General features: G+C 52.2%; 14 protein-coding genes. 4 read left to right on the top strand and 10 right to left on the bottom strand.

The window, feature by feature from the left end; genetic code table 11:
- The first annotated feature begins 147 nt into the window (after window positions 1-147).
- The 3 genes from IE055_RS03235 (at window position 148) to IE055_RS03225 (ending at window position 3,460) form a co-directional block, all read left to right on the top strand.
- Window positions 148-1,593 (top strand): right-handed parallel beta-helix repeat-containing protein, encoded by a 1,446-nt coding sequence (locus IE055_RS03235; protein ID WP_189398544.1) that lies wholly within the window; start codon window positions 148-150, stop codon window positions 1,591-1,593.
- A 24-nt stretch (window positions 1,594-1,617) separates the two neighbouring features.
- Window positions 1,618-1,776 (top strand): hypothetical protein, encoded by a 159-nt coding sequence (locus IE055_RS03230; RefSeq protein WP_189398543.1) that lies wholly within the window; start codon window positions 1,618-1,620, stop codon window positions 1,774-1,776.
- A gap of 199 nt (window positions 1,777-1,975) precedes the next feature.
- The gene (locus tag IE055_RS03225; protein ID WP_229794108.1) at window positions 1,976-3,460 is read left to right on the top strand and encodes a DUF3300 domain-containing protein; all 1,485 of its coding nucleotides are present in this window, start codon (window positions 1,976-1,978) and stop codon (window positions 3,458-3,460) included.
- 5 nt (window positions 3,461-3,465) lie between these two features.
- Here IE055_RS03225 and IE055_RS03220 read toward each other — a convergent pair whose 3' ends face one another.
- The 8 genes from IE055_RS03220 to IE055_RS03185 all read right to left on the bottom strand — a co-directional run bounded on the left by IE055_RS03220 (window position 3,466) and on the right by IE055_RS03185 (window position 10,568).
- Window positions 3,466-4,149, bottom strand: coding sequence for a Fe2+-dependent dioxygenase (locus tag IE055_RS03220; protein ID WP_189398541.1), 684 nt, complete (start codon window positions 4,147-4,149; stop codon window positions 3,466-3,468).
- Between the two features lie 13 nt (window positions 4,150-4,162).
- Complete coding sequence (locus tag IE055_RS03215; RefSeq protein WP_189398540.1) at window positions 4,163-5,269, bottom strand: alpha-hydroxy acid oxidase; 1,107 nt, start codon at window positions 5,267-5,269, stop codon at window positions 4,163-4,165.
- 100 nt (window positions 5,270-5,369) lie between these two features.
- Window positions 5,370-7,703: a TonB-dependent receptor gene (locus tag IE055_RS03210; protein WP_189398539.1), complete on the bottom strand. Its 2,334-nt coding sequence runs from the start codon at window positions 7,701-7,703 to the stop codon at window positions 5,370-5,372.
- 8 nt (window positions 7,704-7,711) lie between these two features.
- Entirely contained in the window at window positions 7,712-8,599 is an 888-nt protein-coding gene (locus IE055_RS03205; RefSeq protein ID WP_189398538.1) for an energy transducer TonB, read from the bottom strand.
- A 3-nt stretch (window positions 8,600-8,602) separates the two neighbouring features.
- Window positions 8,603-8,995, bottom strand: a complete 393-nt coding sequence (locus IE055_RS03200; protein WP_189398537.1) for an ExbD/TolR family protein — start codon at window positions 8,993-8,995, stop codon at window positions 8,603-8,605.
- A 3-nt stretch (window positions 8,996-8,998) separates the two neighbouring features.
- Window positions 8,999-9,442: an ExbD/TolR family protein gene (locus IE055_RS03195; RefSeq protein ID WP_189398536.1), complete on the bottom strand. Its 444-nt coding sequence runs from the start codon at window positions 9,440-9,442 to the stop codon at window positions 8,999-9,001.
- A gap of 2 nt (window positions 9,443-9,444) precedes the next feature.
- Window positions 9,445-10,098: a MotA/TolQ/ExbB proton channel family protein gene (locus tag IE055_RS03190; protein WP_229794107.1), complete on the bottom strand. Its 654-nt coding sequence runs from the start codon at window positions 10,096-10,098 to the stop codon at window positions 9,445-9,447.
- A gap of 227 nt (window positions 10,099-10,325) precedes the next feature.
- On the bottom strand, window positions 10,326-10,568 hold the full coding sequence (locus tag IE055_RS03185; RefSeq protein WP_229794106.1) for a DUF5808 domain-containing protein: 243 nt from the start codon (window positions 10,566-10,568) through the stop codon (window positions 10,326-10,328).
- Between the two features lie 377 nt (window positions 10,569-10,945).
- On the opposite strand from IE055_RS03185, the gene IE055_RS03180 reads away from it, so the two are divergent.
- Window positions 10,946-11,800: a helix-turn-helix domain-containing protein gene (locus IE055_RS03180; protein WP_229794105.1), complete on the top strand. Its 855-nt coding sequence runs from the start codon at window positions 10,946-10,948 to the stop codon at window positions 11,798-11,800.
- A 588-nt stretch (window positions 11,801-12,388) separates the two neighbouring features.
- Here the strand turns inward: IE055_RS03180 and IE055_RS03175 are convergent.
- Together IE055_RS03175 and ahr are read right to left on the bottom strand one after the other, a co-directional pair.
- The gene (locus IE055_RS03175) at window positions 12,389-12,871 is read right to left on the bottom strand and encodes an EVE domain-containing protein (protein WP_189398534.1); all 483 of its coding nucleotides are present in this window, start codon (window positions 12,869-12,871) and stop codon (window positions 12,389-12,391) included.
- Window positions 12,872-12,876: 5 nt separating this feature from the next.
- Window positions 12,877-13,878, bottom strand: coding sequence for an NADPH-dependent aldehyde reductase Ahr (ahr, locus tag IE055_RS03170; protein ID WP_189398533.1), 1,002 nt, complete (start codon window positions 13,876-13,878; stop codon window positions 12,877-12,879).
- Window positions 13,879-13,940: the final 62 nt, after the last annotated feature.

Here is a 13,940-nt window from a genome sequence, read left to right as displayed (position 1 = left end):
TCTGCTGTTACAGCACGCATTGACGCGGCAAGTCGGTGTCGGGCTCGGAATGGACTCAATCCTCAGCTCGGAAACCAAGCTCGACTTGAGCACCACCGTAATCTAATGGTTTAATGGGTTGGCCCAAGCCTGACCCGAGCCCACACAATGCCGCCCCTAATTCATCCAGCAACTCGATTTTCTCTCACCTTACTGTTACTAAGTTTGCTGCCAAACGTCGCCAGCGCAGCAACATTTTATATTGACCCGGCAACCGGGAGTACCAGCAATGATGGTAGTCAATCATCACCTTGGCGCACTCTGCAAGAAGTCATCGAGCATGGTTTAATTGAATCTCAACGCTGGAACCGGCCTTACAAACCTGGCGGCGGCAAGGTAGCACACAATGCCGGTGCGCCGGTAAAAGGCGGTGACACGCTCATACTAATGTCCGGCTACCATGGCAAAATCGACATTCACTGGTATCAAAATAGCCGAACCATTACCGTTCGAGCCGGCAACAATCAAACCCCCACTGCCAGCCAACTGCATTTTCAATCCTCCGCACGCTGGACAGTCTCAGGCTTGACCATCAGCCCCGAGTTTGGCGAAACAGATGAAAGCAATTTGATTCGCGTTGAGTCGCATAGTTATAACGGACCGAGTAGCCATATCACCATCACCAACAACACGCTGTACAGCGCCAAACAAATTCGAAACTGGTCGGTAAACGACTGGCTAAGTCGCGCCAAAAGCGGTATTTCGGTGGATGGCGAGCACAGTGTGATCCGCCATAATACGATTTCAAATATTGGGTTTGGTATTACCGTCAGCGCGGATCACGTGACCGTGCAACATAACTCGGTGATCAATTTCTCTGGCGACGCACTGCGTGGCCTTGGAAACTACGGCGTGTTCGAGTACAACTTTGTGGCCAATGCCTTCAAAGTGAACAGCAATCATGACGACGGCTTTCAAAGTTGGTCGCGTGACGGTAAACCGGTGGTCGGCGTGGTACTGCGTGGCAACCAGTTCCACACCAATTCTGATCACCCAAACCCAGCATTGCTTTCGACCTTTCAGGGAATTGGGTGCTTTGATGGTTACTACAATAACTGGATCATCGAAAACAATTTACTCGCGGTCAGCCACTGGCATGGCATCAGTTTGTATGGTGCCAACAATTCCAGAATCGTAAACAACACGGTGGTCGACAGCCCTGCCCACGATAACGATCGCATGGTGCCCTGGATTCGCCTAACCACACACAAAAATGGAACGCATGGCAGAGGCAATGTGGTGCGAAACAATATCGGGCGTTTGGCGTCGATCAGCACCGGGGTAAGCCTTGACCACAACCTCGATCCGCTAATTAGCCCGTCCGATCACAGCAACTACCAAACGATTTTTCGCTCCCCAGACAGTGGCAACTACCAGCTCACTGCATCGTCACCAGCGATTGGCGCTGGAAGCACGCTGCTGGCACCGGCCATCGACATCACCGGTAAACCGCGCAGTGGTGCTATTGATCTCGGAGCATTCCAACACCGCTCGGCGCCATTGACGCCGCTAATGCTGTTACTTGAAGACGAGCCAAAAACGTCTAAACAATGACCAGCGCTTCTCGGATACACAGAAATGAGCGCTACTGACTGGGCGAGCATCGTACATTTTGCATGGTGCGCTCTAGATCCGGATCGCCCTGCAGAGTATCCACATCGACGACACTTTACGCTTCTAGCCGCGCCGGTCGACGATCGTTTACAGGTCGTACAAGCAATGCGGCATGTAAACTGATGGTTAATTCAGAGGACTGGTTATCACCAACTGACAGCGACGATCGGTGACCGAACGGCCGCCATCATTCAGTGCCAGAAGATATTTGAAAGCGCGATACCGCATCCTCAAGCCTGGCTGTTCAGCTTGAGTTCAGCTTAAGACGTGCATAATGGTGCGAAAACAGGCAAGGTGTGTCTGTTAGGTAAAGAGGTAATCAATGATGGGTTTAATTTTTCGAGCACGTTTTCTCACCCTGCTGTTATTGGTATTCGGCGGCTGGAGTGCGGCTGCGGCCCAGGAATCAACAGTTGAAGAATTAAGCCAAGGCGAATTAGAACGACTATTGTCGCCCATCGCCCTGTATCCAGATACGATCCTGTCACATATATTGATCGCCGCCACATACCCGCTGGAAGTCGTACAGGCCGAACGCTGGAGTGAGGACCACCCTGAAGTCGCGGGTTCCACTGCGGTGGAAGCGGTCGCGGATATGGACTGGGACCCAAGTGTACAGGCGCTGGTGGCATTCCCAAACATTCTGCAACGCATGAGTGAAGACCTGGACTGGACGCAAGCCTTAGGTGAGGCATTTCTGGATAATGAAGAGCGCGTATTGGCCAGCATCCAGGATCTACGCCAGTTGGCAGCCGATGCCGGAAGTCTGGATGACCTAGATAAGTTACGCGTGTCTCGCGACAACGATCAAATAATCATTCAGCCCGTTGAAGAACGCGTCGTGTACATTCCCTATTACGATACTCGGCGCGTGTACGGGAACTGGCGCTGGTCTATGTACGACCCAATCTACTGGGATTATCCCTACGCCTATAATTACTATTCACGCAACGACCGTCGACGGTTCTACTGGGGCCCTCGGGTATCGATCTCGTTCGGATTCTTTTTTAATACGTTTTCTTGGCATGATCGCCACATCGTGCGCATCAATAGCCAGTATTACCGGCCAAACGATTATTACAATTATCGTCAGATCGTGCGCCATCAGCACGGCCAACGCTGGCATCACAATCCTCGTCATCGTCGTGGTGTGACCTACCGCAACCAACGCGTGCGCCATCACTATCTGTCAGACCGCGGTCAGTATCGCGATGGCTATCGTAGCCAACGCTACCCAGAACACACAAGAACGCGTCGAAACAGTGTCTATAGCGACGGTATAAATCGCCATGTTCGCGATCGACGACCACAAACAACTCAGCGCCGTTACGTGCCTATCCGCGACCGGAACACACAACCCAGACGCACCGCTGTCCCCCAAAGTAATCGTCCAGATCGGACTACCAACCGTGAGCGAGTACGTCGCCCAGATGCGGTGAATCGAGCTGCAAGTCGACACGTCGAACGCCCTGTTCGTCGATCGACGACACGCAGTCAATCGGATTATCGGCCACGCCAAGCCACACCCAATCAACAGCGTCAAGTGCGATCAACTGGTAGCAATTATCAGCGTGCGATTCCGCGCACCCAGGATCGACCACAACGAAACAACCAGGTTCAACAACGCCAGCGTCCTGTCGTTGGTGTGCCGCAACGCAGCACAACCTCAACAGCAGCGCCAACCACACGCTCAGTGCCGGCACAACGCCCACAACAACGCACCCAACAACGACGGTCGTCGTCACGCAGCACAGGGCATCAACGTCGTGATACTGTGAATCAACGACCTCGTATCAATCCCCGCTAAACAAATTAACAGTCGGACCAGCGGCGAACCAGGTTGTGATACACACCGGATAAGCGCACCACGTCATCATGTTCGGGCCCCAGTACCGATGTTAACGACTGCACCGACTGATCCAGATCGTACAAGTTGCTGCGTTGGTCTGTGTCCCGCACTAGGCTCTGAATCCAGAAAAAACTGGCGACTCGTTCGCCGGATGTAATTGGATTAACCCGATGCAAACTGGTCGCCGGATACAAAACCATATCACCAGCTGCGAGCTTCACCGGTTGTGCCCCGTAGGTGGTTTCGACCGTCAACTCACCACCCTGGTATTCTTCGGGATCCGACAAAAACAGGGTGGCTGAAATATCCGTTCGTAGCGACTCGCCACTATGCGGCAGTGTCATGATCGCGCCATCAATGTGGTTGCCATACGTGTCACCCTGCTGGTAACAATTAAATTTCGGCGGGTAAATCTTATGTGGCAATGCGGCAGAAATGAAGTTTGCGTTGCCGCCGAGCGCAGTTAAGAGCTGTTGCTGCAACTGCTTGGCCGTGTCCGACGAATCCAGTAATTGTTGGTTCGACTTGCGATTTACGGCCAAGCCACCGGCACTGGCTTTGCCGTCGTGCCAAGGCGCATTCATTAGAGCGTCTCGAACTTCGGCAACTTGGTCTTGGGTCAATACCTTTTCAATGACGATAAGCATGATGGTCTCGCTCTCAATGTCGAAACAACGACGACGGGGTTATATCTTCGATCCCAGCACAACCTGTCAGTGCCATGGTCAGTTCAAATTCATTTCGCAGTAACTTAAGCATATGTGCCACACCAAGTGCACCGGCAATGGCCAGCGCGTAAATCTGGGGTCGCCCGATTAGCACCGCATCCGCACCCAGAGCCAGGCTGATGAAGACGTCTGCTCCGGAGCGAATACCGCCGTCAAGCAGCACCGTGGCGTCGTCACCAAGCGTGTTGCGAATCGCTGGCAATAACGCCAGACTTGCGGGTACGCGATCCAGCCCGCGACCACCATGATTTGACACCACCACGCCCTGCAAACCAGAGTCTAAGGCGCGTTGTGCATCATCTGGATGGCTGACTCCCTTAAGTAAAATTGGCAAGCTAGTCTGACGGCGCAACCAATCAAGGTCTCGCCATTGCGGCGCAGTGCGCATCATGCCCTGGAAAATCACGCTGTCATCCGCGCTTAATTCAATCGGCTTAGCTGCGGTTTGGTCCAGGTCTTGTGCGGTCAATGGCAGCGTAAAACCAGCGCGTTGAACCCGATATCGTAGACCATTGATGGGCACATCCACGGTCACCACCAGCGCGGTATAACCAGCATCTTCCGCACGGCGTACCAGCGCTAATGTGTCAGCCCGATCAGTCTGAAAATACAATTGAAACCACTTAGGACTCGCCGTTTGCTCAGCCACTGCTTCCAGGTTGGCTGTGGCCAAGGTGCTCAACACCAGACCGGCATCCACGGCATCCGCACCCTGCGCAGTTGCGAGCTCTGCCTGTTCGTGAACCAATCCTTGGTGTGCCACAGGCGCGAGTAAAATCGGGTGGCGAAACGTTTGCCCCAATAGCTTGGTGTAGGTGTGCGCATGTGTCAGGTCCGTCAGCACGCGGTTATACACTTGATAGTCCTCGAACACCGCATGGTTACCGTGCAGGGTTAGCTCTTCCCCAGCACCACTGTCAACATACTCAAACACCTCGGGGGGCATAAACTGCACCGCCATTTCGGCGTAATCGTTTAGCGTCAGCAGATCATTGGGAATAGCGGACAATTTAGGATAAATCGGGTAGTTTGATGACATGCGTCGTTATACAGCAAAGGAATGTGTCTATATTCAAAAACAAAAGGGCTGATCGCGTCAAACACGACCAGCCCAGTGTAACCCTAAGTGAAGATCAGAACTAGAACTCGAACTTAACACTCAAATCGGCTCGTCGCGCATCACCAATGTAAGTGAAAGCACCACTGCGGTAAGACGCTAAGTAGTAATCTTCATCAGTCAGATTGCCGATATTCACGCGTGCACTGATTGTGTCCGAAAACGCATAGCTGGCGAACATATCAACCACGGTGTAGCCGGGTACTTTGTATGTTTCACTTGCGGCTGCATCCGGCTGACCTGAAAACAGCTCACTTGAGTACGTGATCGATCCGCCAACCGCGAACTTGGGCGAGGCCTGGTACTTCAATTGCATGAAAACGCTGTCATCTGCGAAGTTACTTAGTCGCTTACCAATGTTATCTGGGTCAACTGATGCCAGTACTTCAGAGTCCATGGTAGAGACACCGAACTGGGTACTCAAGCGGTCTGTCAGATTGCCCACGACTGAGAACTCGACGCCTTGTACTCGATTTTTACCTGTATTCAACGTGCCAACCACGGAGTAGTCCTCACCTTCCATAATGTCGTCCTTAGTAATCTGGAACACCGATGCGGTGGCCAACAGTTTACCGTCCAACAATTCCCATTTCGTACCCAACTCGAGGTTTGAGACCTGCTCTGGCTCACTCAGGGCGATCGTTTCAATACCACCACAAATACCGCCATAACCGCAGTTTCCACCTACGTCAGACTCGCCACCGTTTATGTTGGTCGCGGAACTGTAGGTTAGATAAATGTTACCTTGCTCAGACACGTTGTAGACCGCACCTACGTGCCCATTCCACAACTCGTCGGAGTATTCGTAGGTCGTCGGCTCAGTCGCACCGCCACCAACAACATTATTTTGATAATCAAAGCTGTCGAGTCGCAGCCCCAGGAAGACACTCCAGCGATCGCTCAACTCAATTGTGTCCATCACCGCCACCGAGATCGTGTCGATATTGTAGTCTGAGTCAAAGCCACCGCGAGTGATCTGACGCCCCATTAACGAGTCAATATTGGCTACCGTTGCGCCACTCGGGTCGACGATGCAGTAATTCGGGTTTGCGCCCCGGCGTCCCCCAGTAATACAGTTGGTAGCGCCGGTATTTTCCACATTGAATACGCCGTTCACCACGCTCATATCTGAATACTCGAGACTGAATACAAACTGATGATTCATATCCGCAATCTGTGTATCGAGATACAGGTTTGATTGATTAACGAAATACTCGACTTCCTGCCAGCCCTGATGGGTACTCAACCCAATCGTGGCTGCGCCCGGAGCCAACAAATCACTCTCATCCCGGTTGGTGCCACGCGCACCGGTGACGACATAGCCGTTGTCAGTGGTCCCGAATCGTGTCGCATTGGCGAAGTTTAGCTGTGCATTAATTTCAGTATCTAAACGCAACGTAAACGTCTCAACATCCGACTCCAAAAAGTCCTGCTGTTGCAAATACACCGGCAGATCGTCGACTGGCTCACCGCCACTGACAATATAGGTGCCCAAATCCGGCGCGTCCTGCGCCTCCAGATAATAGTAATCGGCTGTCAGATTAACACGCTCAGAAGCGTGCCACAGCGCCGACAACGCCACGCCATTACGCTCACGACTTGCAGGCGCACGGTTCGGTACATCTTCATACGTGTGCAACACATTGGCACGCACTGCAAACGAATCCGAAAATCGGTTATTACTGTCTAGAGTAACCCGACGATAATCGTCTGAACCCAACGCGGCTTCCACATGGTTGAAGTTGTACTCGGAGCTCGCCTGTTTAGTGATACTGTTGATCGCTCCACCACTTGAACCACGCCCTGCGAAGGTTGAACTTGGACCTTTAGTAATTTCGACCTGTTCGGTTGCGAAGCTCTCACGCGTGGTCATGCCTGGGTCGCGTAAACCATCCACGAACACATCACTGCGCGCTTCATGGCCACGTACGATGTAGCGATCACCGAAGGCGTTTCCATTCTCACCAGTTCCCAAGGTCACGCCTGGCTGCGCCGCTAACACTTCGCGCAAATCCGACTTACCTGATTCTTTGATCTGCGTTTGCGTCAACACGCTGATGGTGGCTGGTGTGTCGGCAATCGGGTTGACTCGGCGCTGATCACCTGACACATTGGCTTTATAGGGCGCACCCGGCTCGGTGTATGGGTTAGTATCAATGGCACGCTCTTCAATCTGCAATGTGTCAAGTACCATCGGCTCATCATCGGCGCTCTGAGCCATCACTGGGCTACCCAGTAAGGCGGCAGACACGCCAAGCGCGAGTGTGCTTAAACTTGGGGAAGCTGTTCGGCTGTATCGCAGACTGCTCGGAATAACCGCACCTGTCTCAACCTTGTATCCTGATTTTAATGACATTTTCTTACCTACTTTGTAATTAATGAGTATTCAACGGGTATCGCGAGGGTTAGCACCTCACGATTAAATTCATCGGGGAATGGCGGCAACGGTTCTGCCAGCCGCAACATCTCGAGCGCCGCCGCATCCAATTGGGTGTGTCCGGAACTGGTTCGAATGGATGCGGCTAGCACTTGGCCAGACTGATTAATCGAAAACTGGAGTTCGACCGTGCCTTGTAATTTGGCTTTCTTAGCCGCGCTAGGGTACGTTTTGTGCCGATTGAGATGTGCCATCAAGACCATCTGAAAGTCTCGTGCACGCCCTTTTCGACTCCCTCGTTGTCGGTGATCGGCCTTGCCCGTTGCGCGAGTGCGTTTAGACGCGGGATGTTTGACTTTGTCAGTCGATGTGCTCTCTGACGACTGTTTCCGCGGTTTCACAACTGGGTTCGATTCGGATACCTGGTCTTGTTCTGGGTCCAGGTCTGGTATGGTGATCGCTGCTGGTGCGACAGTCTCGACTGTCGTTAATTGCGGCTGCGCCGCAGCTATGGGTTCCGGTTTAGGTTCCGGTTTAGGTTCCGGTTTAGGTTCCGGTTTAGGTTCCGGTTTAGGTTCCGGTTTAGGTTCCGGTTTAGGTTCCGGTTTAGGTTCCGGTTTAGGTTCCGGTTTAGGTTCCGGTTTAGGTTCCGGCTTGGGTTCCGGTTCAACCTTTTCGGCTTCAACCAACTCGCTACCCACCTGTTCGACCAGATACCCATCCATACCAAGTCCGATATGAACGCCCTGCTCTCCGTCGTTTTCTGCGCCAGATAACAGCACCGACTGCGTGTTGATAGTGGTGATGATCATGGCGGCAGCGACGTGCAACCCAATGGCCAACAAACCAGCGATTAACCACTTTACTGCACTCATCACTTAGCTCTCGGGGCTCCGTGCCACCAACGTAAGTGACGCAACGCCGTGGCGCCTGAATACCGACAATACGGCGTCTAGGTCTTTTGCTAACATGGTGTGGTCAACAGTCAATTTGATGTCACCATCAAACTGCGCAGCTCGATCCGACAAGACTTGCGGACTAATCGCTTCACCATCCCAAAACAATTGATTTTGCCGATCAAGAACCAGGCTCACTGCAGTTTGGTCGACAGCTTCCTTGCTGGTCGATGCCGGGGGTACCGTATCGCGCGGATCGAACGCACTGATCTGACCCGCAATCATGAAGAATATAAGCAACAAAAACACAATGTTGATTAATGGAATTAGGCTTTGGTCGTTATTACTCACACGCCGTGCAGATAGTAAACCCATTGTTCAATCTCCGGCTGTACTGCTTGCTGCGTTGTGTTGCACGTCGCCCAATGAAACCTTCGACCAACCAGTGGCCTGCAGAGCTTCGATCGTGGATACGATCTGTTGCACACTGACATCAGAGTCTGGCAACACCACCACAGCATGATCACGCGGCACATCTACAAACAAGCTACTGCTTAATTCACTCGCCGAAGCCAGGCTAATGTCGCTGGCATGGAACACCAGAGCACCATCCGCGCGCAGTCCTACTAGCGCAGCAACGTTGTCGGCAGTCTGATGCACACTGGTTTGTGGCGCTTCCAGCTCAATCGCTTTCCATCGCGTAAAGGTTGATGTGAGCATAAAAAACAACAGCAATATGAACACCACGTCGATCAGGGCGGTCAGGCTGATCGCACGACGGCGGCGTGGAGACCATATCGAGCGCGAATCGACGGTCGACATACTCACGCAATCTTTTTGCTTTCACCAAGGTCGCGGCGTGCCGCTTCCAAGGTAAAGACTTGGTCTAATGCATCTTGCATTGCAGCCGCTTCACGTTCAGCCCTGCGTTCGAACCAACTGTGCACAATCGACGTTGGAATTGCGACCGCTAAACCAACGGCGGTAGTCAACAAGGCCTGCCAGATACCACCTGACAATATAGCTGGATTAACTTGCGCACCGGCGGACTCCATTGCGCGAAACGCCTCGATCATACCGAGCACCGTCCCCAGCAAACCGAGTAAGGGTGCAGTCGCCGCAATGACCTCAAGCGGCCTGAGAAAGCTAGTGAGTTTCGCCATCGACACCCGCGCTATGCGCATAGACTCATTGCGAACCTCATCGATTGTCAGACTGGTTTTATCCAATAAACCGATCGTTTGTTTGACCAATTGCGCACGCGGGTTCTGCGAGTTATTCAGCATCAGTGCGGCTTGATTCCGCTCATTCTGGCGTAAATGATGGAGAGCACGCTCGGCATTGGCATGCGGACGTGCTCGCATTAACCACAGCTGCCAGCTCTTGAGCAGTGAGATCGCCGTAGCAAGAATGGAGCACAGCAGTAAGATCGCCACGACCGGACCACCCGCTATCACAAGTTCAAACAGTTCGCCCATGGAGCATCACCTTCAAATATAATCTAAATGCTAATCATTCCTATTTAGGGATGCGAATGATATTCATTAAGAGAAATAAATGCAAGTCAAATAGCCAGGATTCCGCACAATCATTTAGGCTTAATTGAATGCACAGAGACCGCGGATTCGCGATGCCGTACAACGCAACGGTCAAGAGTGTGTGTCTGCTCGCATCCGTGTGGGCTATGGCGTTTAATTGGCGGTGTCTAGAGATAAACTGCGAGCAAAACTAGCAGAGCAAGAACCCCCAAAATGCACCAGAACAACAGCGGGCCACGCGGATGTCCGAAATTGATGGTCCAACCCAGCGCAGGCATGCGTTTTGGCACCCAAAGCCGAGAGTCTCGACGGCTACTGTAGATGCCGAACCAGGTTACCCAATTCCGTTCATCTTGCCACTCTTGTTGATTAATCTCTGACTCGGCCAAAATACACTCCAACGATGTCATCCTGCTTCGATCTTCATTTTGCGCATATCGCCGGCGCATGTAAACTGCATGCAGATCATTTCGCCACTTAGTTAGTGATTACCATTGCCTTACTCACTTAAGTGCAAACAGACGATGTTGCCAAGCAGAATGCACATCCTCCTGTCGGTTAGGCAGTCCGCCCCTTAAAAACAGCGCATCAACGGACTTTCAGCGTGGCGGTACTGAGCGTTTTCGGTCCGCTAATCGCCGACAAACGCGTCGATTCAAGCATTGCTAGACAGTTGTTGATGGTAGTATCATTCAACGTATCCACTCGTAGTTTTAAGAGGCGGCGCACAGGCTGGGTATTTTATAGCCTGAAACGGGGAGTCGACGAGCAGGAATGCAGGTAACCAATGTCGGTTACGTATGATGAATTGGGTCATCAGATCCCCCCGTTGCATATGTCTAATTTAAAATCCGATGGTGTTCGCGCCCCGAATTCGTTTGGAGAACGTTTGCGTGTACTGCGTGCGCGGCGAAAGCTAAGTCAGTTGCGTTTGGCAGAAATTGCCGACACCACGCCTCGACACATCTCGTTTATTGAAACTGGGCGTTCCAGGCCAGGCTTAGAATTGGTTCAGCGGCTGTGTAAAGCACTTGAGCTGAATATATCTGAACAAAACATCCTGCTCACTTCTGCTGGACTCCCGATAAACTACATACCCTATCGTCCTAACGGCGAGAATACGCAGCTGCTCGCCAATGTGGTCGAAGCGGTCCTGACAAGTCACGATCCCTATCCTGCCTGTGCCGTCGATACGCGAGCACAGATTCTGTTTGAGAACACGGCCTTTCAGCGATTGTTTCCGGGCATGAGTCAACGCTCGCCAGAACAGTCAATTGACGACTTCTTTGCATCGACTGCAATCCGTAAACGAATCGCAAACTGGTCGGAACTCGCTTGGGCTTTTATCGATCGGCGACGGTTTGAAGTCGCCCGCAGCGGCGACCCAAAGTTGGTGGAGTTAACAGAGCGAGCCCTTGCCCATATGCAGGATGTCAGACGTCCTGAAGAATCGCAAGATTCGCGTCTAGGGTCGATGGTTATGTACCCGAAGCTCGTCATTGAAGGAAAGATCTACTCGACCTACATGACAGTGTTACGCTTCGAAGGCATGGTCGAGGCAGCGCTCAGTGATATCCGAATTGAAATGATTTACCCGATGGATGAGGCAGCGGATGCGTTGTTCCACCGTCTCGCGCGGTAAAACCAACAACTCGGATACGCCGTGCCAGCCAGCACGATGTATTTCGCCAACAACAGGCGATTCGTTGAGTTGTGCGATCACGCGCGCTATGTGATCAATTCTCAAAAATGTCAAACGAGGTGCACGCCGCGTACTTGTTAAGCGAGGCTTAGAATTGTTGCCTACGCGGTGCATAAGACGTTGCTGTGCCGAGATCCTTAAAAACCCGCCGTACGCAATCTACGCTGAGCACGAGCCTGTCTTCTAATTACTCGAAAAAGTAGCCGCCCTTCCCTGGCAGGGAATTGCACGACTTATGACCAGAACCTATCATTAAAATTCTGTTGAACGTGACGTCATTCAATCAACCAATATCTCATTGCAGCATGAGGTGTCAGGGTCGACGACGGTTGTTTACTGTGCGCATGTACCAGCGGAGTTCGCCCCCCATGCTCCTGTGGTGCGAAACGATGGAAGTAGGCTCAATTCCCGTATCCGACTTGAACCCTACCAACATGGACGTTTCTTTTTATTGCAGAGGACTCTGTTGCCTACCGTCGAGGACTCTGTTGATTACCGTCGAGGACTCTGTTGACCCCGAGCGCGTCTTCACGAATTCTGAGCCAACGCCACAATGTATGCCCATTGTGGTCCCGTTACTGGCTGAATCGATAGGCGACTCTGGTTCAACAACACCATCTCGGCCGGCGGTGACTCGATCTCAGCAGCCAGTTCTTTCAGTTCGCTTAACAACACAGTACGTGCAAATTTTTGCTCAAAAGAGACGTCGACACAGTACCACCGTGGCGTGTTCATGCTCGCTTTCGCGTCATAGTACCCACTACCCTGATCGAACTGCGCTGGGTCCGGATACCCTGCACGCACTACCGTCATCCTGCCTGCTATACCCACTTGTTTGCAGCTGCTGTGATAAAAGAACGCCTTGTCGCCTTGCTTGACTTTGTCGCGTAACAGATTTCGAGCCTGATAGTTTCGAATACCATCCCAGACCCCAACACCACTTGGCTCGGCCGCCAAATCATCAATGCTGTACTCGTCAGGCTCAGATTTAAACAACCAGTACTGAGTCATCACACCTATCGCTCTAACACGACTCGATATCGCGCTTCGCCGCTACGGAGCCGCGCGATGGCATCGTTCACCTGATCGAACTTATAGGTCTCAATAATGGGCCGAATATCGTGCAAGTTGGCAAAATCAAGCATTTGACGAATGGTTGCCGGGCTGCCTATTGGCGAGGCCGACACGCTGAGCTGTGTAAACATCAAATTCATCACACCGACATTTAGAGGCTCCAGCGCAGCACCAACAAAATGCAAACGTCCACGTGGTGCCAACGTACCGAGATAAGCATTCCAGTCCAACGAGACGTTTACCGTGGAAATAATCAGGTCAAATCGTCTCGCCGCCTGTTTCAGCGCAGACGGGTCACGTGAATTTAAAATATGATGTGCACCGATGCGATTCAACTCGTCACGCTTACTCTCGCTGGAGGTGAACGCGGTGACCTCACAACCCCACGCGTTGAGAAACTGCAACGCCATATGCCCAAGACCACCAATGCCAATCACGCCGACTTTGGCGGTCGGTCTCACGGCGTATTGGACGAGCGGGTTGAACACCGTAATACCACCACAAAACAAAGGCCCAGCGGATTTCGGGTCCAGGCCATTCGGTAGTTTGACCACACTGTTTGCCGCAGCCCGAACTTTGTCTGCAAAACCGCCGTGACGACCGATGATGGTCGCTTGGCTTTGTTGACAGAGGTTATGGTCACCGCTGTCACACAATGCACAATGATCGCAATACCCAGCATGCCACCCAAGGCCGACATAATCACCGACCTCAACCCCCTGAACCTGGTCACCGACTTGGCCTATGGTTCCAACCACTTCGTGACCGGGCACCATTGGGTACGCCGTTTTGCCCCAATCGCTGTCCAATACACTGAGGTCGCTGTGGCAAATGCCACAATACTCAACGTTAATTTCCACATCGTTTGGCGCCAATGCACCTGGATCATATTCAAAGGGATTGAGTTCCCCTTTAGGCTCAAACGCCGCATAAGCTTGGATCATGATTTAGAACCGGTTAAGTCAAAAAAGAAGCAGGGTATCACGCGCAACTCATCATCGCGTCA

Origin of the sequence: Arenicella chitinivorans, assembly GCF_014651515.1 — a bacterium.
GTDB lineage: Bacteria > Pseudomonadota > Gammaproteobacteria > Arenicellales > Arenicellaceae > Arenicella > Arenicella chitinivorans.
The sequence above is the reverse complement of the archived record's forward strand: the minus strand, read 5'-3'. Positions and strand labels throughout refer to the sequence as shown.

What these genes read in the sequence shown, in the direction of transcription:
- IE055_RS03235 (WP_189398544.1), top strand. Translation starts at nt 148, where the DNA reads ATGCCGCCCCTAATTCATCCAGCAACTCGATTTTCTCTCACCTTACTG.
- IE055_RS03230 (WP_189398543.1), top strand. Translation starts at nt 1,618, where the DNA reads ATGAGCGCTACTGACTGGGCGAGCATCGTACATTTTGCATGGTGCGCT.
- IE055_RS03225 (WP_229794108.1), top strand. Translation starts at nt 1,976, where the DNA reads ATGATGGGTTTAATTTTTCGAGCACGTTTTCTCACCCTGCTGTTATTG.
- IE055_RS03220 (WP_189398541.1), bottom strand. Translation starts at nt 4,149, where the DNA reads ATGCTTATCGTCATTGAAAAGGTATTGACCCAAGACCAAGTTGCCGAA.
- IE055_RS03215 (WP_189398540.1), bottom strand. Translation starts at nt 5,269, where the DNA reads ATGTCATCAAACTACCCGATTTATCCTAAATTGTCCGCTATTCCCAAT.
- IE055_RS03210 (WP_189398539.1), bottom strand. Translation starts at nt 7,703, where the DNA reads ATGTCATTAAAATCAGGATACAAGGTTGAGACAGGTGCGGTTATTCCG.
- IE055_RS03205 (WP_189398538.1), bottom strand. Translation starts at nt 8,599, where the DNA reads ATGAGTGCAGTAAAGTGGTTAATCGCTGGTTTGTTGGCCATTGGGTTG.
- IE055_RS03200 (WP_189398537.1), bottom strand. Translation starts at nt 8,995, where the DNA reads ATGGGTTTACTATCTGCACGGCGTGTGAGTAATAACGACCAAAGCCTA.
- IE055_RS03195 (WP_189398536.1), bottom strand. Translation starts at nt 9,442, where the DNA reads ATGTCGACCGTCGATTCGCGCTCGATATGGTCTCCACGCCGCCGTCGT.
- IE055_RS03190 (WP_229794107.1), bottom strand. Translation starts at nt 10,098, where the DNA reads ATGGGCGAACTGTTTGAACTTGTGATAGCGGGTGGTCCGGTCGTGGCG.
- IE055_RS03185 (WP_229794106.1), bottom strand. Translation starts at nt 10,568, where the DNA reads ATGACATCGTTGGAGTGTATTTTGGCCGAGTCAGAGATTAATCAACAA.
- IE055_RS03180 (WP_229794105.1), top strand. Translation starts at nt 10,946, where the DNA reads ATGTCGGTTACGTATGATGAATTGGGTCATCAGATCCCCCCGTTGCAT.
- IE055_RS03175 (WP_189398534.1), bottom strand. Translation starts at nt 12,871, where the DNA reads ATGACTCAGTACTGGTTGTTTAAATCTGAGCCTGACGAGTACAGCATT.
- ahr (WP_189398533.1), bottom strand. Translation starts at nt 13,878, where the DNA reads ATGATCCAAGCTTATGCGGCGTTTGAGCCTAAAGGGGAACTCAATCCC.